The following is an 18,461-nucleotide window of genomic DNA, read 5'->3' as shown; positions in this document are numbered from 1 at the left end:
AGTTGGTTTTAGTTTCTTATTTATATGTATTTGATAAAATAAAAATGCACAACATTATAGCGGGCATTTTCAGTATCATAAAAAAATGAATTGCCTTTAAAATTCAGAAAGTTTATTTTTAGACTTGTTGTTGATGAAGCGTTCCCACCAAAGTGAAACTACCAATAGATTGAACATTTGAGTAGCTTTTACTTGTTTATACCAAAACCAGTATCCATCTGTATTTGCAACTGCATCGTATTTACTAAAACAGTTGTTTAGGAATTTTTTGTTGAACAATTCATTTGTTGCATCCGATTTCAAGATAATATTTTCAATCATCTTTCTTCTATCATTGTCTTTTAAAAAGATTGGTAAGGGAGCAAAACCACCTTGTCTTTTTCTATTGATTATTTCAGGCGGTAGTTTTGGTTTAAAGTATTGTTTATGAGTAAATTTTGAGGTTCCTGCTCCTTTGGATAGTTGTTCTACAGTTCCATGAAATTTAAGATTTACGGGAAGTTGTTTCAAAAAATTATATAAATCTGTGCTCATGTACGGAAAAGTTAAATTATTTCCAAACATCGAAGCCATTTTTGAAGCTTTAAATAAAATTACATTATTTATAACTTGTTGAATGTCTAATAAATAATTATGAACATAATAAAATTCGTCGAAATTTTTGAATTTTTTGGGAATCAGTTTAGTATAGTCGGGAGTTTGGATATATTGTTTTTGTAGAACAAGTCTTTTGAGCAGCGATTCGCTAAAACCAAATGTGTCGCTTTTCTGTATATTTAGAATTTTTTCGTTGTGAAATCTTGCCCTGAAAAATATATTGTCTTTTTCAAAAATACTCATATCCGAAATACTGCTGAATAATTTTTGAAAACATGTAAATCCATTTTTATTAATTCTCCAATTCAAAGCAAGTTCTTTTCCGGAAGTGCCGTGGTATTGGTCGTTGCCATCGCCACCTAATAGAATCTCGGGGCGCGATTGGCTGACAATTTTCATTACAGAATAATTGACCATTAATCCCCCTTCTTGAAATGGATCTCCCAAATAATCAACAATTTCTGGTAAGTAGTTTATCTCGGAACCATCAATTTCGTAAGGATAAAACTCGGCATTGTAAGTTTTAGCAAGAATTTTTGCAAAAGGAAGTTCTGTCAAAGTACTTCTTTTGAAACCTATCGAAAAACAATTGACTTTTCCATCGTAAAAATCTCGAAGTGCTGCTATATTCCCGCCGGAGTCGTATCCTCCACTCAATAATAATCCAATGGAGTTTTTATTTGCAACTCTTGCCTGAATAGCTTTTTTATGCAAATTTTTGTATTCATTGGTTACATCGGCTTCAGATATATTGAGTGTGCCTGCACTATTCATAAAATCTTCGAAAGTGTTGATTTTAGTAAGTACAGTATTACCATATTTATTGATTAATACTGTGTCGGCGGGTAGTTTTTTTACTCCTTCTAAGGAACATTCGGGAGAGGGAATATATCCAAGGCTCAAAAAAGTGAATAAAGATTTATAGTTTGGTTTGGCAGAAAAGGATTTGAAATTTAATAACTGGTTTAAGTTACTTGCAAAAAAAGTGTTTGAATAGTAAAATTGTGGACCCGTACCATGACGATCTTTGCAAAGTATTGTTTCTTCTTTTGAGATTATTACAAAACTGTAATCTCCATCAAGCAATTTCAATCCATCGTTTTTTTTTTAAGGTATAATGACAATACAATTTTTGCAACATTATTATCTTCAATTTGCAGCAATTTTTTCAGCTCGGCTGTATTGAAAATGTTTCCCCAAAAGAAAATTTTATTATCGTTTAGATTTGCACGAATGCATAATTTATCATAGCCTATATTCTCAATATAGTTCAGGTTTTCTGATACATCAATCAATTGAGTTTTGATATTGTCTTCCTTGCTGAAGATTCCAATAAATTTTGGCATTTTTAGTATAGATAAATAAAGTTATTGCATTATTAATTGAATATAATTCTCATTATTGTGTTTTATAACAGAGCCCTCAATCAAAATTTCAAGAGATTTTTTGTTCATAGGAGAAAATTGTATAGAAAAAGCACCAATAGGTTTTTCATCAACAATTGCTTTATCAATATGCGATTTTAGTACTACAGAATGTTTTTCGTCGAAGAAGTCTAAAATTGATTTTTTTATAATCTTTTGAAAATCAGATATGTTGAACAGTTCCAAAGCTTTGTTATTTGCAAAAACAATTTTTTCGTCATGTATTACTATTATTGAATCCGGAGATTGGTTAATAATACTATTCAGTAAATATTCTCTTTTCTTCAATTCAATATCAGATTTATGTTTTCTGTAGGCAAGTTCAATTGATATTCCTAATGCTTTTTTATCAATTGGTTTCACCAAAAATCCATAAGCATTTGCATTGACAGCTCTTTTTACAATTTCTTCTTCTATATTACTGGTTATAAAAATAATTGGAACATCAATTTCCTTTGTGATGAATTCTGAAACCTCAATACCATCTTGCTGCCCGTTTATTAAAATATCCATGAGTATTATGTCTGGCTTTAAGGCAGGAATTTTTTTTATAGCATCTTCGCTATTACTCAATATATCTATAAGGTCGTAGTTCAACTCTTTTATAAACATTCTGAAAATTGTTGCAATAAGATGGTCGTCTTCTACAATGAGAATTTTTTTCTTCGTTACCATAAGTCTATAAGTTTATTCAACAAAAAATCAGTTAAAAATAGTAAAAATATAAACAATTTCTAAAAATCAAATAATTTTGTTTTTATATTTTTGCAAAAAATTGAATGAATTGATTTATTTTGATATCAGTTTCTAAAATGTATTAATATAAAGAATAGAAATATTCTGAACGAAATGAATTTAATTATAGACATAGGTAATAGTAGAACCAAGTTTGCTTGTTTCAAGAACAATGAAATAATTCATGTGAATTATTATTTAACAATAGATCAAAATGCTGTTCGTGAAATAAAGAGCAGGTTTTCGTCTTTTAGAAATATTATAGTTTCTTCGGTAAAAAAAGAAGATGATTTTCAGTATAATCTAATTTCCAAGCATTTCGAGAATGTAATTCTGCTAAATCAAAACACCAAACTTCCTATAGAGATTTGTTATAAATCGACTAATACGCTTGGGATGGATAGAATTGCTGCTGTAGTTGGTGCAAGCCACATGTTCCCAAAACAAAATGTTTTGATAATCGATGCCGGAACTGCTATTACTTTCGATTTTCTAAATTCTAAAAATCAATATATGGGAGGAAATATTTCTCCCGGGCTAAATATGCGATTTCAAGCATTGAATAAATTTACTGGAAACCTTCCTTTGTTAAGTCCGCTCGACGAGTTTCAACTTATCGGAAATTCAACAAGTCAGGCAATTATTTCAGGCGTACAAAACGGAATGATTTTCGAAATTGATACTTATATTCATGAATTGAAAATGAAATACTCAGATTTGAAAGTAATTTTTACAGGTGGCGATTCTTTTTTCTTTGAAAGGAAACTAAAAAATCCAATATTTGCAGAATCAAATTTAGTATTAATTGGATTAAATAAAATTATAGATTATCAATGATTTAGGTATATTTTCAAGGCAATAAATATAAATATGCAATATAATTTATTTCAATTAGTTCTTTGCTTCAAATAGAAATACAAAATATATGAAAAATAAAATCGTAGTTCTTAAAATATTGGTTTCGCTTATAATACTGATTATTTCGAACAATCGTGGCTATACTCAAAGCCAAATTAGTTCTCCATATACACGATACGGAATTGGCTATATTACCCAACGAGGTTTTGGACAAAATCAAGCAATGGGAGGATTGGCTTATGGTTTACGTTCTTCGAATCATATAAATTGTTCTAATCCGGCATCATATTCATCATTTGATACATTATCATTTATTTTTGAAGCAGGCCTCTATTATCGATCAACTTTTTCTGAAACCGTAGAATCGAGTCAAACTAATAATGATATGAATTATAATTATTTGTCAATCGGATTTCCAGTAACAGATTGGTGGTATTCGAGTTTTGGATTGCTTCCATTTTCTGATGTTGGCTATAATATTAGAACTTCTGACACAAGTAATACATACGGTTTTGGAACAATCGATAATTATTATAAAGGAAATGGAGGTATCAAGCAATTCTATTTTGGGAATTCTTTTCTAATAAAAAAACACCTTTCTGTTGGTTTTAATGCTACATATTTGTTCGGATTTATTGAACAAGAAAGTATTCTTAGTTTTGAAGACAATACTGTTTGGAGCATTGAAAATAGCAATAAAGTAAATATTAGTGACTTTTATTTTGATTTTGGACTACAATATTCAAATAATTACAATGATAAATTTGATTACACATTCGGATTAGTTTTTAGCAATAAATCGAATATCTCAGTTACAAAAAATGTTTTGGATTTGAAACTTAGTCCTTATTATGGTAGCGATACAATAGTAAATTTGTCTGGCGAAGCAGATGAAATTGTTTTACCAACAAATTTTGGGATCGGATTTTCTATTAAAGGAGAAAAAGTTTTATTTGGTGCAGATTACTCTACTCAAAATTGGTCGGAAAGTACATTCCTCGGCGAAAGCGATAACTTAGAGAATAGCAATAATTTTTCTGTAGGATTTCAATACGTTCCAAACAAAAGGTCTATAACAAATTATTTTAAAAGAGTTAATTATAGAATTGGTGCACATTATTCAAACACCTATTTGAATATCCCTACCAAAGATATAAACAGTGAGATGTTTGGATACGAACAATTGAACGATATAGGAATAAGCCTCGGTTTCGGCTTACCCATTAGATATACAAATTCGGCAATAAATATTGCTGTTAAAGTAGGGCAAAGAGGAACTACCGATTTTAATCTAATTAAAGAAAATTATGCAATTGTTAGTTTAAACTTATCTTTGCACGATATTTGGTTTGTAAAAAGAAAATTTGATTAATTATTTTGAAAATGAGAAAAGATAGTTTAAAAATACATTTATTAGTATTTTTGGTTTTGTGTTTAAGTACACTATTTGCACAAGAAAATGAAGATTTACCTAAGTATGGGAATGATAGTATCAATTGTGTTAGAAATTCATCGTTGTACAGCGAGTTTGTAAAACAAAAGAACTATGAAGATGCCATTACGCCTTGGAGAGTTGTTTTTAAGGAATGCCCAAAATCAAGTAAAAATATTTATTTGAATGGAGTTAAAATTTTCAAGGACTATATCAAAAAAGAAAAGGCGAATAAAGAAATCAAAAATAAGTATGTCGATACTTTAATGATGATTTACGACCAAAGAATAAAATATTTTGGACAGGAAGGAAAAGTTCTTGGACGAAAAGGATATAGTTTGGTTTCGTACAATAAAGAAGCTAAAGAAGAAGCTTACAAATATCTCGCAAAATCAGTCGAACTGGAAGGAATGAATTGTGAAGCTGTTGTTGTAAATTCATATTTTCAAACAATAGTTAGCTTATTTAAAAAGAAAAAAGCTGAAAAAGAGCAAGTTGTTGAGAATTATACAATTGCAATGGATATTGTTGAAGAGCAATTGAAAAATGAAAAGAATGCCAAGAAAATTGAAAATTTGAATAAAGTAAAAAACAATATCGAAAAATTGTTTTCGGAATGCGGCGCTGCAGATACCGATGCTTTGGTTAATCTTTTTGCGCCAAAATTTGAAGCAACACCCAACGATACTTTGTTATTGAAAAAAATGCTAAAGCTTTTAGATAAAGCCGAAGGAGGAGGTAATACTGAATTATTTGCAAAAGCTTCGGAAAAACTCTATGAATTGGAACCTTCAGCAATAGCTGCCTATATGCTCGCAAAACTGTTTTTGAAAAAAGAAGATTATACAAAATCAACCGATTATTATCTAAAAGCAATCGAGTTTGAAGAAGACGACAAAACCAAATCAAAGTATTACTATGAATTAGGAGTTATCACCTTCAGCAAATTTCAGAACAGCCCATTGGCAAGAACTTATGCCTACAAATCAATTCAGTTCGACAATACTTTCGGAAAACCATATATCTTAATTGGAAATGCTTATGCTTCATCTTCCAAAGCTTGTGGAGAAAACGAATTCGAACGAAAAGCAGTTTATTGGGTTGCAGTAGATAAGTTTGCCAAAGCCAAGGCAGTTGATCCGTCTGTAGCCGAGGAAGCAAACAAACAAATTGTTGAATACACAAAACACTTTCCGAACAACGAAAATGCTTTTATGTATGGATTTACAGAAGGTCAGGAATACACTGTGACTTGTTGGATAAACGAAACTACAAAAGTAAGATTTAAATAAATAAGTTATGAATTCTGAGCTTTTCTGAACTTTAAGTTTTGCATAGTTCAAAAATGTTCAGAAATCGAAGCTTGATAAAAAATTCCTTAGTCATTTTAAAATGACAATATTTAGTTTGATAGAATTGTTGAAAAAGTTTAGATTTTTTATAATATTAATTTTTGTCGGATTTCTTTTTTCTTGCGAAAACGATATTGAAGAAATTAAATTACTCACCAATACAGACAGCCTGCCAATTCAATCTGTTAAAGATTCGGAAATTATTTTCACTGATTCGTCAATTTTGAAAATGAAGATGATTTCTCCAAGAATTAAAAGATACGATAATAATGTTAATCCATATCTTGAATTCCCTGAAGGAATAGAAGTTATTTTCTACGACAAATGGAAAAACGAAAGCTCAAGTTTGAGAGCAAATTATGCAATTTATCTTGAAAGAAGAGACCTTTGGCAAGCCCGAGAAAACGTTGTAGTAGTAAACACAAGCGGAGATACAATAAAAACCGAGCAATTGTTTTGGGACAAAAGAAAAAAAATTACCTACTCAGACAAATATGTTGAAATAATTACAGAAGACGAAATTACTTTTGGTGAAGGATTTCAAGCAGACCAAAACTTCGACTACTGGACAATTAGAAAAACAAAATCGATAATTAATTTAAAAGAATGAAATTAATTATTTTGAATCAATAAAATAGTAAGAACAAAATTGTGCAAAAAATATTCATAATAGAATTATAGTTTGGAACAAATATTAATATCGCTTATATCCTTAGTTTTTTCAGCTTTTTTTTCTGGAATGGAAATAGCTTTTGTTTCATCGAACAAGCTTAGAATTGAAGTAGAGAAAAAGCAAGGATTTCTTACCTCAGGCATTATAAGCGTTTTTACTAAAAATCAGGGACAATATATTGCAACTATGCTTGTTGGAAACAATATTGCCCTTGTGATTTTTGCAATGCAAATGGCAAAAATTCTTGAACCAACTATTTTAAAATTTGTTTCTGTTGAAATTGTTGTGTTAAGTGTTCAAACAATTATTTCAACAATTATTATACTTTTTACAGCAGAATTTCTTCCAAAAACTGTATTCCGGGCAAACGCCAATATTGCACTAAATGTTTTTTCAATTCCGGTTGCATTTTTTTATTATTTGTTTTACCCGATAGCGAAATTTACAATCTGGTTGTCGTATCTTAGTTTAGGTTTTTTGAAAGCAAGTATTAAAAATAACACCGAAAAAGTTGCTTTCGAAAAAGTCGATTTGGATGATTTTATTGGCAAGGGAAATATAAAATCTGAAGAAAATGAAGAACTTCAGCAAGAAATAAAATACTTTCAAAATGCCCTCGATTTTTCTGATGTAAAACTCAGGGAATGTATGATTCCTCGTACCGAAATTGTTGCTCTCGAAAAAAACGAAAGCATAGAACTTCTTATTCAGACATTTATAGAAACAGGTTTGTCAAAAATTCTTATTTATAAAGATAATATTGATAATATTGTTGGATATTTTCATTCATCAGAACTATTCAAAAATCCGAAATCAATCAAGTCAAAAATAATCCAATTGCCAATAGTTCCGGAATCGATGCCTGCAAACAAATTGCTTGAGCTTTTTATGAAAGATAGAAAAAATATAGCAGTAGTTGTAGATGAATTTGGAGGCACATCAGGAGTAATAACTACAGAAGATATTATTGAGGAGATTTTTGGTGAAATAGAAGACGAACACGATAAAATTGAGCTGGAAGACAAAAAAATAAACGAAAACGAATACATTTTCTCAGGCCGTTTAGAAATTGATTTTATAAACGAAAAATTCAACTTAAATATTAAAGCGTCAGAAGATTATAACACAATAGCAGGCTATATTTTGTTTCATTATGAAAGTATTCCAAATTTGCACGATAAGATAAAAATTAGAAATTTTGAATTTGAAATATTAGATATTGGCAATTCTAGAATAGAACGAGTCAAAATGCTAAAAAAATAATTGTCTTTTCGTTTCAACTTTATGGCTAACAAAAATTAGAAATTAAGTAATCTTCTCCAAATTGTTCATTATGGCAAAAAATAGAATTTGTGAAATTTTCGGAATACAATATCCAATAATTCAAGGAGGAATGATTTGGTGTAGTGGCTGGGAACTTACTTCGGCTGTAAGCAATTCCGGTGGATTAGGCTTAATAGGTGCCGGATCAATGACACCTGAAATTTTCAGGCAACATATCCGAAAAGTGAAAAATGCCACGAAAAAGCCATTTGGCGTAAACGTCCCATTAATTTATTCTTATGCAGAGCAAATAATTAAAATTGCTATTGAAGAGGAAGTGAAAATAGTATTCACTTCGGCAGGAAATCCGAAAATCTGGACTAAGCATCTTCAAGAAAATGGAATCACTGTTGCGCATGTAGTGGCAAATTCTAAATTTGCATTAAAAAGTCAAGATGCTGGAGCAGATGTAATTGTAGCCGAAGGCTTTGAAGCTGGCGGACACAACGGACGAGAGGAGACAACTACACTAACTTTAATTCCAAAAGTCAAAGATAAAATTGAAAAACCAATGATTGCTGCCGGTGGTATTTCGTCCGGAAAATCGATGCTTGCTGCAATGGTTTTGGGTGCCGATGGAGTTCAGATTGGAAGCCGTTTTGTTTGTTCGGAAGAGTCGTCGGCTCACATTAATTTCAAAAATGAAATTCTAAAAGCACAAGAAGGAAGTACCCGATTGTCTTTCAAAGAATTAATTCCGGTTCGGCTAATAAAAAATCAGTTTTGCGAAAGAGTAGAAAAAGCAGAATTGTCAGGAAAATCGAAGGAAGAATTATTGAAGATGTTAGGACGAGGAAGGGCAAAATTGGGAATGTTCGATGGAGATATTTATGAAGGTGAACTGGAAATTGGACAAGTTTCAGCCAGTATTGATAAGATTTTGCCAGTTTCTCAAATCATTGAAAATATCGTAAGTGAATATAATCTGGCACGAAAAACTGCTTCGGATTTTTGTTTTTAAAAATTACTAATAAATTGGGAAGAATATTTGCAATAGATTATGGCAAGCAACGCATCGGCATTGCTGTTACAGATTCTGAAAAGATTATAGCTTCAGGGCTGACGACATTAGCTTCGCCAGAAATCTTCAAATTCATTGAAGATTATTTGAAAAAAGAAATTGTTGAACGATTCGTGGTTGGATACCCTAAAACTTTGAGAAATGAAAAATCTGAAGCTACCGTATTTATTGATCCTTTTTTAGAAAAACTACAAAAAAAATATCCACATATCCCAATTTCACTTGTTGACGAACGATTTACATCGAAAATTGCTTTTCAAACAATGATTGATGGAGGTGTAAAAAAAATGGCTCGGCGGAATAAAGCGCTTATAGATAAAATTAGTGCAACTATTATTTTGCAATCTTATTTAGAAAGTATCAGTTATAGATAATTGAAATTCGTTTTAGAAAATTAGCTTCCCATAATTTTAGCTTTCATCAAAAATAAATAGACCTTTTATTGTTCGACCAAATCTTCTTCAATTACCAGATTATTTATTATGAATTCTTGTCGGGCAGGTGTGTTTTTCCCCATATAGAATGAGAGCAAATCGCTAACAGATTCTTCCTTTTTATATATAACAGGCTCTAAATGAATATCTTTCCCAATAAAATATTTGAACTCATCAGGCGAAATTTCTCCTAAACCTTTAAATCTTGTAATTTCTGGATTAACTCCGGTTTTTTTCATAGCCTTCTTTTTTTCGTCATCGTTGTAGCAATAGAAGGTTTTCTTTTTGTTTCTTACTCTGAATAGTGGAGTTTGTAAAATGTAGAGATGTCCGTTTTTTATTAAATCGGGAAAAAACTGAAGAAAAAATGTGATCAGCAAAAGCCTGATGTGCATTCCATCAACATCGGCATCAGTGGCAATTACAACATTATTATATCTTAAATTTTCTAAGCTATCTTCAATGTTCAGGGCAGATTGCAACAAGTTAAATTCTTCGTTTTCGTAAACAATTTTTTTTGTAAGTCCATAAGTATTAAGAGGTTTTCCTTTCAAACTAAAAACTGCTTGAGTATTTACATTTCTCGATTTTGTGATAGAACCGCTCGCCGAATCGCCCTCAGTAATAAAAATTGTAGATTGTAAGCGTTCCTCTCCGTTTTTTGCATTATAGTGTATTCTGCAATCGCGTAGTTTTTTATTATGAAGGCTTGCTTTTTTTGCTCTTTCTTTTGCAATCTTTTTAATATTCGATATTGCTTTTCTTTCTTTTTCAGATTCCTGAATTTTTTTCTGCAAAATATTTGCAGTTTCAGGACTTTTATGAAGATAATTATCAAGTGTTGTTCTGATAAAATCGAGTATAAAATTTCTTACAGAAACTCCTTGCGGACTAATATTTTTCGAGCCAAGCTTGGTTTTTGTTTGCGATTCGAAAATTGGCTCTTCAACTTTTAAACTTACAGCGGCAACAATTGATGTTCTAATGTCTGAGGGTTCGTAGTTTTTATTGTAAAAATCTCGTATTGTCCGAACGTAGGCTTCCTTAAAAGCAAGCAAATGAGTTCCGCCCTGAGTGGTATGTTGCCCATTTACAAACGAATAATATTCTTCGCCATACTGATTCCCATGTGTAATTGCAATTTCTATATCTTCGCCTTTTAGATGAATAATTGGATATTTTCCTGGAGCATTCATTTTTTCATCTAGTAAATCGAGTAGTCCGTTTCTTGAAAAAAATTTGTTTCCGTTAAAGTTAATTCTTAAACCCGAATTTAAAAAAACATAATTTCTCAATAAAGTTTCGATATACTCGGAAATGTAGCGATAATTTCCAAACATGTTTTCGTCGGGTTTGAATTTGATAATTACGCCATTTTCGTTGCTGCTTTGCGAAATAGGATTTTCTGAAACTATTTGTCCTTGCGAAAATTCAATCGATTTTTCTTGCTTGTCTCTAATAGATTGTATGTGAAAATACTCAGAAAGAGCATTCACTGCTTTAATTCCAACACCGTTTAGCCCAACTGTTTTTTTGAAAACTTTTGAATCGTATTTTGCTCCAGTATTCATTTTCGACGAAACATCAACAACTTTATTTAGAGGAATTCCTCTTCCAAAATCTCTGATAGTTACATATTTTTCGGAAATGCTAACATCAATATATTTGCCGAATCCCATCATATATTCGTCAATGGAGTTGTCAATAACTTCTTTTACGAGGATATATATTCCATCGTCGTGAGATGAGCCATCGCCAAGTTTACCAATATACATTCCCGGACGTTTTCTAATATGTTCCTTCCAGTCTAAAGTTTTTATTGTATCATCAGAATAATTTTCAACCATAAAAATTAATTTTTTGCAAATATATTGAAAACTATGGTTTGTTGTTTTAGCGACTTATCAACAAGAAATTAACAAGCATTTTTGTAACCTTTAAAATGGGTTAACGTATTAGAAGTCAGCAAAGGTTAAACATATTTAAGTTAGGTTTTTTTTCATTTTTTTTGATTGATTAAGGCAACTTTTAAGTTGCCTTTTTCTTTTGGTATAAATCAGAAAAAATATGACGTTTGTCAAAGCTATTTTTTTATTTGTCAAATTTTAAATGAATTTTGAAAAACTGAGATTGAGAAATTCTGCCATTAATTTATAGAATTTAGCTTAATTTTATTCAATTTTTTCTGCCACAACTTTTGTTCAAAATTGTAAATCAAATATTATTTAACAGAAAATTGAGACACTATTTAACCTAAATTCTTGATAGTTTTTTAAAATGTAATATTTTTTATAATTCCTATATTTGTGTTTTTAATTAAAAGTTTTTTGTGTTATGAGAAGTTTTGCTGGGTCTTTTGCTATGTTATTTTTGCTTTTGTTTATTTTTCAAAATAGCAATAGTTTTGCTCAAAAAAGTAAAGGCGGCTCTCCTATAAGTTTTTATAAAAATTTGAACAACGATATTCCAATTTATGAAATGGAAAATATTGACATTCAGAGCTTAAAAAACGAAGATTTGCAAAATGCAAAAAAAAATATTCCCATGCGCTATGCAGCAACTATTTTATTCGAAGCAGATGTTTTAAAGAAAGGAAAGTCGGATATACTTGAAAATGGCGATGAAGTGTGGCGTTGTGCAATTCGTTCAAGAGGTGCATATTCAATTGGCTTAAAGTTCAAGGAGTTTCATCTGCCGGAAGGATCGAAGCTTTTTATTTATAGTGCAGATGGGAGAAATATTGCAGGTGCATTCACTGCCCAAAATAATAAGATTTCAAGAACATTGACAATAGCGCCCGTAAAAGGTGAAGAAATAGTTATTGAATATCATAAACCAAGAAACGCAATTGGATTGGCAGCTCTAAAAGTAGGAGAGGTTTATCACGATTATATAAATGTTTATGCTCATTTAGATGGAAATAAAGATGGTTCTTTTGGAAATTCTGGTTCCTGCAATGTTGATATAAATTGCACCGAAGGAGACGATTGGCAAAATGAAAAACATGCTGTTTGCAGGATAATTATCAATTCTATGTTGTGTTCAGGAGCTTTGGTAAACAATACAAATTCCGATGGCAGTCCGTACGTTCTGACAGCTCATCATTGCATAACTAATGGTACTAATGCAGCAGATGCAATATTTTATTTCAATTACGAAAGCCCAACTTGTAGTGGTCCTGATGGGGAAATATCTCAGCAAATTTCTTCTTCAACATTAAAGGCAACCCACAACAATTTAGACTTTTCTCTGGTTGAGTTAAGTATAAGTCCTCCAGCAAATTATCTGCCATATTATGCAGGCTGGGACAGACAGACAGAGTCTCCTAAAAAGGCAATTTGTTTGCATCATCCGCAAGGAGATGTAAAAAAAATATCGAAAGACTACGATTCTCCTACAACCGGCGATTATGGTGCTGGGCTCGACCAAAATACACATTGGTGGATACACGATTGGGAGTTGGGAACAACCGAGGGAGGCTCGTCCGGCTCTCCTTTGTTTAATGAAGAACACAGAATTATAGGAGAACTTACCGGAGGACAGGCAAGTTGCTCGAACAATGTAAACGATTATTTTCAAAAAATAAATGCTGCCTGGGATTCCTATCCTTTAGATCATGAACAGCTTCAGACCTGGTTAGACCCAAATAATTCAGGGGATATTTATATCAATGGCTACAACCCATTTCATGGTAGTAATCCTCCCATAGCTGACTTTAGTTCAACATATTCGCAAATCGTAGAAGGCGGTCATATTGATTTTACAGATCTTTCGTCTGGAAATCCTACTTCATGGTCTTGGTCGTTTTCAGGTGCAAACACTACAAGTTCGAGCAATCAGCATCCGGTAAATATTGTATATGAAACTCCTGGTGTTTATAACGTTAAATTAATAGCAACGAATAGTTCCGGCAACGATGAGGTTTTAAAAAGTGGCTACGTAACTGTGGTTTCGGGTTGCGATTATGTTTCAAATATTGCTGATACAGAAGAACTTGCAGCCTATGGATTTGGAACAAGTGTCTGGGGCTGGTGGACAGGTCATAACGAATATGAATTTACTGAATTTGCTGAAAAGTATTCCAATCAACAGGCAAATTTCATTCATGGAGTTGATATTGCTGTTGCAAGTGCGTATGCAGCAGCCGGAGCATCAAAAATAACAGTAAAAGTTTGGGAAGGAGGTAATTTGCCCGGTTCAGTTCTGCATTCAAAAGATATTTTGATTTCCGGTTTTCAGGAATTAACATATAATTATATCGACTTTGATCCGGCAATAGAAACCGATGGCAATTTTTTCATTGGCTATGAAATATTTTACAACAATCCCATTGATACTTTCGTGGTTTTTCATGCCGATTTGCGTGGCGAAGGCGGATTAAATACTTCATACGTAAAGGAAAATGGAGTTTGGAAATCATTTGTTGAAATTTCTTCCGGATTTACTACTTCTCTCAGTCTGGAACCTTTTCTTTGCGGAACATTAAATTCTATCGACGAAAAATTCAATTCAGAAAATATTAATATTTATCCAAATCCTGCTTCTTCACTTGTTTATGTCGATATGGATAACGATTTGTTAAGCCATTACAAGATTAGAATATTCAATATGCTTGGCGAAATTATCAATAATATTTCTATTTCTGATAGTAGTGAAAAACTGAAAGTACTTAATTTTGAAAAAGTACAAAACGGATTATATTTAATAATTATTGAAAACGAAAATTACAGATATTCTAAAAAGATTCTGATTGAGAAATAGATAATTACTTCAATTTATGACATGAAGTTTAAAACTAAAAGAGAATAAGGAAATATACGGAATTTTATGGACATACTATTGTTACACAAAAGCTAAAAGAACAACCGAACATTGAATGAAACCAAAAAGAAATTGAAATAAGCCCACGTAAAAATAGCACATTTGGGTTTTTTCGGAAAATTGATAATAAAAGTTCAAATAATGTTGAAAACCAAAAGTGCTATTTTTTCCACCCCTGAAAGATTAGCCGTATCTTTGATTTTTGAATAAATTTGAATAAATAATTATATGAATATAATTGATCAAGGAATAAAACAAGGATTAATAAAGTTTGACGAAAGTCGAAACTTTATAACTTACATACATCAAAACAAAAAACGAAACTTTAATAATCCCGAAGAGAAAGTACAAGCTGAAACATTTCTAACATTAGTTTTGATTTATGGCTATTCTGAAAAAAGGATTAAGCAATTTGCTTCTGTGCAAATGGGTTCTGAAATAAAAGAAGCTGACCTAATTGTTTACAATGACGACAAACACGAAGAAACATATATTTTAGTTGAATGTAAAAAGGAAGATTTAACCGACCAACAATTTAATATTGCGGTTGACCAAGCATATAGTTACGCAGTAGCAGAAGGAGCAAAATACGTTTGGACTACTTCACGAATAAAAAATCAATATTACGAAGTTCCTGATAAGAAACCGAAAAGTAGAATTGAAATACCCGATATTCCACAATTTGGAATTAACAAACTTGCACCTTACAAATATGTAAAAGGTGGAATTTCACAAGTTGAAGGTAACAGAGTTTATGAACCCGAAGAAGATTATGGAAAAAAGCAAAAGTTTTTTGAATTAGAAGTTGTAAGCGAAAGCGAATTAACAAAAATATTCATACAATCGCATCAAGCACTTTGGGGTGGTGGACAACGAAATCCAAGTGTTGCATTTGACGAATTAGACAAATTAATTTTCTGTAAAATTTGGGACGAAAAACGTCACAGAATAAACGGGGAACCATACGATTTCCAATTATTTAGGGGTGAAGATCCTGAAGATTTATTAAATCGAGTAAAAAAAATATATGCAATTGGTGAAAAAGAAGCACCCGAAGTTTTTAAAGATGGTATTTCTCTTTCTGCACAAGAAACATTAACAATTGTAAAGTATTTCCAAAGAATAAATCTTAACAAAACTGACCTTGACAGTAAAGGAAAAGCATTTGAGACTTTTATGGGTAGTTATTTCAGAGGCGATTTTGGGCAATATTTTACACCAAGACCAATTGTGAAATTTATAGTTGATAGCGTTCCAATTACTCAAAAATCAAAAGTACTTGATACAAGTTGTGGTAGTGGTGGCTTCTTGTTGTATGCACTTGATAAAGTAAGAGAACAAGCAACTGAATATTACGACCCGATAAAAGAAGAAAAAGACCATTATAAATTTTGGCACGACTTTGCCGAAAAAAACTTATTTGGAATTGAAATAAATGACCAAATTGCAAGAACTGCAAAAATGAATATGATTATTCACGATGATGGTCATACAAATGTAATTGCATCAGACGGGCTTTTAAAGGACATCGATTTGCAAAACAATACCAAAAATTTTGAGTTTAAATACAATTCATTCGATTTTATTGTAACAAATCCGCCTTTTGGAAGCAGTATAAAACAAACTGAAAAAGCGTATTTACATCAATATAATCTTGGAAAAAAAGAAGATGATTGGTTATCTGTTAAAGCATTGAGAGAAAAAGTTAGAGATAGCCAAAGCACAGAAGTATTGTTTATTGAGCAGTGCCATAAGTTTTTGCACGAAAATGGATATTTGGCAATTGTAATTCCTGACGGAATTTTAACAAACAGTAGTTTGCAATATGTAAGAGACAATATTGAAGAAATGTACAGAATTGTAGCAGTTGTTTCATTACCACAAACTGCATTTTCTGCCACAGGTGCAGGAGTAAAGAGTTCTGTTTTATTCTTACGTAAGCATAAGAAAAAGCAAACTGAAAAAATCATCAATCAAAAAGATAACTTAAAAGAGAAAGTAAAAACAGATAATAAATATATTGAAACCATTGAAAAATGGGAGAAAGAGAAAAAAGAAGCAATAAAGAAATTAGAAACAGAAGCTAAAAAGAAAAATCCGAGTTTTAATAAAAAAGAGATTAACGAGCTAATAAAAGACGATAAAACTAAAATTCAAAACGAATTTAAGGATAAAGTAAATTTCTTAAAGGAAGAACTTACAGAAAATTATTTTTCAGCCAAACAAACAACATTAGACGATTACCCTATTTTTATGGCAATTGCCGAAGATATTGGCTATGATGCAACAGGTAGGGAAACACAAAATAATGAACTGGTTGAAATAGGCAAAGAACTTTCAAAGTTTATTAATCGTATAAACGAGACCGAAGTATGAAAAAAGAAATAATACAATCACTAACCAAAAATTTTGAAGAACATTCATACACTACCGAAGAAGGTATAGAATTTTGGTTTGCAAGAGATTTACAGCACTTACTTGGATATGCCAAATGGGAGAATTTTAACAAGGTAATTACCAAAGCAAAAATTGCTTGCGAAGTAAGTGGTAACGACATATCTAATCATTTTCCTGACATCAGGAAAACGATAGAAATGCCAAAGGGAGCATCAAAAGAAATTGATGATTTTATGCTTACAAGGTATGCTTGTTATTTGATAACTCAAAATGGCGACCCACGAAAAGAAAGCATTGCTTTTGCTCAAAATTATTTTGCTATACAAACTCGAAAATATGAGTTAATAGAGCAACGAATAAAAGACTGGGAAAGACTTCAAGCACGACAAAAATTAACTTACTCGGAAAAAGAACTTTCAGAACTTATTTTTGAACAAACAGGTAATGACAGAAACTTTGGAATTATAAGAAGTAAAGGTGACCAAGCTTTATTTGGCGGAAATAATACCAAACAAATGAAAACCAAATTAGGTATTCCTCAAAACAGACCATTAGCCGACTTCTTGCCAACAATTACTATAAAAGCAAAAGATTTTGCTACTGAAATTACTGTTTTTAATACCAAGGAAAAAAGCTTTAAAAGTGAAAGACAAATATCTGCCGAACACATTACAAACAATCGTTCTGTAAGAAAAATATTGCTTGAAAGGGGAATAAAACCAGAAGAACTGCCAGCAGAAGAAGATATTAAAAAACTAGAACGCAGAGTAAAATCTGATGATAAAAAATTGGGTAAGAACCCAGATAAACTGGATAAGTAAAAGATGAACACTTACACAATATCAAATACAAAACTAAACCCTAATCGTGTTTTTATATTACAGAAAAGCGAATTAGAAAAAAGGCTTGACCCTGAATATTATGGTCATATTTATAATGAATATGATAAAAAACTTCGTTTAAAGCCATTCAAAAAATTTAGCCATATTATCAAATCAATAAATAATGGATTTGATTTTAGGGATTATAAAGATAATGGGACACCTTATTTAAAAGTTGCAAACATAAGAAAAGGAGAATTTAGATTTGATAAAATTCAATATATTGATTTTAATTCAAGTGAAATTTCAAAAAACATACAATTAAAAAAAGGTAATTTGCTACTTACAAGAAAGGGTACATTTGGCTATGCAATTGCATTAGAGAAAGATTATGATTTTGTAATAAGTTCTGAAGTTTTTTATATTGAATTATTAGATAATACTATTAATCCAAAGTTTCTTGAAATATTTTTTAACTCTGAAATTGGACAAGCACAATTTGATAAAAATAAAATAGGTGCAATTATGGGTAGTTTATCACAAGAAGCTATTCGTGATTTAAAAATACCTTTT

At 31.1% G+C, this 18,461-nt stretch carries 15 protein-coding genes; 11 read left to right on the top strand and 4 right to left on the bottom strand.

The window, feature by feature from the left end:
* Positions 1-96: 96 nt before the first annotated feature.
* Genes HN894_08370 through HN894_08360 form a run of 3 tightly spaced genes read right to left on the bottom strand, consistent with a single transcriptional unit; the run spans position 97 to position 2,696 of the window.
* Positions 97-1,689, bottom strand: coding sequence for an asparagine synthetase B family protein (locus HN894_08370; GenBank protein ID MBT7143340.1), 1,593 nt, complete (start codon positions 1,687-1,689; stop codon positions 97-99).
* Complete coding sequence (locus HN894_08365) at positions 1,686-1,943, bottom strand: hypothetical protein (protein ID MBT7143339.1); 258 nt, start codon at positions 1,941-1,943, stop codon at positions 1,686-1,688. The genes HN894_08370 and HN894_08365 overlap by 4 nt, the downstream gene beginning before the upstream one ends.
* Positions 1,944-1,964: 21 nt before the next feature.
* Complete coding sequence (locus HN894_08360) at positions 1,965-2,696, bottom strand: response regulator (GenBank protein MBT7143338.1); 732 nt, start codon at positions 2,694-2,696, stop codon at positions 1,965-1,967.
* Between the two features lie 174 nt (positions 2,697-2,870).
* On the opposite strand from HN894_08360, the gene HN894_08355 reads away from it, so the two are divergent.
* The 7 genes from HN894_08355 to ruvX all read left to right on the top strand — a co-directional run bounded on the left by HN894_08355 (position 2,871) and on the right by ruvX (position 9,789).
* Positions 2,871-3,593 carry a type III pantothenate kinase gene (locus tag HN894_08355; protein ID MBT7143337.1) on the top strand — a complete coding sequence of 241 codons (723 nt, stop codon included), beginning with the start codon at positions 2,871-2,873 and terminating at the stop codon, positions 3,591-3,593.
* An 88-nt stretch (positions 3,594-3,681) separates the two neighbouring features.
* Complete coding sequence (locus HN894_08350) at positions 3,682-4,986, top strand: hypothetical protein (GenBank protein MBT7143336.1); 1,305 nt, start codon at positions 3,682-3,684, stop codon at positions 4,984-4,986.
* An 11-nt stretch (positions 4,987-4,997) separates the two neighbouring features.
* Entirely contained in the window at positions 4,998-6,338 is a 1,341-nt protein-coding gene (locus HN894_08345) for a tetratricopeptide repeat protein (GenBank protein ID MBT7143335.1), read from the top strand.
* Between the two features lie 100 nt (positions 6,339-6,438).
* Complete coding sequence (lptC, locus tag HN894_08340) at positions 6,439-7,008, top strand: LPS export ABC transporter periplasmic protein LptC (GenBank protein MBT7143334.1); 570 nt, start codon at positions 6,439-6,441, stop codon at positions 7,006-7,008.
* A gap of 72 nt (positions 7,009-7,080) precedes the next feature.
* Positions 7,081-8,334 carry an HlyC/CorC family transporter gene (locus HN894_08335; protein MBT7143333.1) on the top strand — a complete coding sequence of 418 codons (1,254 nt, stop codon included), beginning with the start codon at positions 7,081-7,083 and terminating at the stop codon, positions 8,332-8,334.
* A gap of 70 nt (positions 8,335-8,404) precedes the next feature.
* Positions 8,405-9,355, top strand: coding sequence for a nitronate monooxygenase (locus tag HN894_08330; GenBank protein ID MBT7143332.1), 951 nt, complete (start codon positions 8,405-8,407; stop codon positions 9,353-9,355).
* Positions 9,356-9,369: 14 nt separating this feature from the next.
* On the top strand, positions 9,370-9,789 hold the full coding sequence (gene ruvX, locus HN894_08325; GenBank protein MBT7143331.1) for a Holliday junction resolvase RuvX: 420 nt from the start codon (positions 9,370-9,372) through the stop codon (positions 9,787-9,789).
* 65 nt (positions 9,790-9,854) lie between these two features.
* Here the strand turns inward: ruvX and HN894_08320 are convergent, their stop codons facing one another.
* Positions 9,855-11,696 carry a type IIA DNA topoisomerase subunit B gene (locus HN894_08320; protein MBT7143330.1) on the bottom strand — a complete coding sequence of 614 codons (1,842 nt, stop codon included), beginning with the start codon at positions 11,694-11,696 and terminating at the stop codon, positions 9,855-9,857.
* Positions 11,697-12,183: 487 nt separating this feature from the next.
* On the opposite strand from HN894_08320, the gene HN894_08315 reads away from it, so the two are divergent.
* The 4 genes from HN894_08315 to HN894_08300 all read left to right on the top strand — a co-directional run.
* Positions 12,184-14,610 (top strand): T9SS type A sorting domain-containing protein, encoded by a 2,427-nt coding sequence (locus HN894_08315; GenBank protein MBT7143329.1) that lies wholly within the window; start codon positions 12,184-12,186, stop codon positions 14,608-14,610.
* 288 nt (positions 14,611-14,898) lie between these two features.
* Positions 14,899-17,046, top strand: a complete 2,148-nt coding sequence (locus HN894_08310) for an N-6 DNA methylase (protein MBT7143328.1) — start codon at positions 14,899-14,901, stop codon at positions 17,044-17,046.
* On the top strand, positions 17,043-17,888 hold the full coding sequence (gene dinD / locus HN894_08305) for a DNA damage-inducible protein D (protein ID MBT7143327.1): 846 nt from the start codon (positions 17,043-17,045) through the stop codon (positions 17,886-17,888). The genes HN894_08310 and dinD overlap by 4 nt, the downstream gene beginning before the upstream one ends.
* A 3-nt stretch (positions 17,889-17,891) precedes the next feature.
* On the top strand, positions 17,892-18,461 hold a 570-nt coding region (locus HN894_08300; GenBank protein MBT7143326.1), incomplete at its 3' end, for a hypothetical protein.

This window comes from Bacteroidota bacterium, from assembly GCA_018692315.1.
Lineage (GTDB): Bacteria > Bacteroidota > Bacteroidia > Bacteroidales > JABHKC01 > JABHKC01.
This window is presented reverse-complemented; position numbering and strand designations above follow the sequence as displayed.